Raw genomic sequence first — 425 nt, 5'->3', positions numbered from 1 at the left:
CTGCCACTCAAAATGTGTTTAAATATACTCAAACACATCGAGAAATTGAAGTCCTTGCGGATACTTCTTACTGCTTCATTGTGTATGCTTTGGCGATTGTAAACAATACGCTACTCACAAGTTCTTGTACACTCCACAGTCGTAAATTCCTGCGATAGCCCGCAGTACATACTTACGTTTGCGTTCATTATGCAACTTCGTAAGTTAAAGCATCTCTTAGATTAAGAGCAGCATTGAAATCCCTATCCTCGACATAGCCACAATCACAACGGTATATTCTATCTGAAAGCTTCAAATCTTTCTTGATAGCACCACAGCAGTGACATATTTTGGATGATGGATACCATCTGTCTACGACTCTTAATTCAATACCATTTTCATCACACTTCGCTTTAAGCTTAGTTCTAAATTCATAGAACTTTTGT

General features: G+C 37.9%; 1 protein-coding gene. It reads right to left on the bottom strand.

Going from position 1 to position 425, the window contains the following annotated elements:
- Positions 1–187: 187 nt before the first annotated feature.
- Positions 188–425, bottom strand: a 238-nt coding sequence (locus OCV62_RS18095; protein WP_262588384.1) for a transposase, incomplete at its 5' end; no start/stop codon positions are given.

This window comes from Gallintestinimicrobium propionicum (assembly GCF_025567525.1).
Taxonomy (GTDB): Bacteria; Bacillota; Clostridia; order Lachnospirales; family Lachnospiraceae; genus Gallintestinimicrobium; species Gallintestinimicrobium propionicum.
Note: the sequence above shows the minus strand (reverse complement) of the source record. Positions and strands in the feature narration are given on the sequence as shown.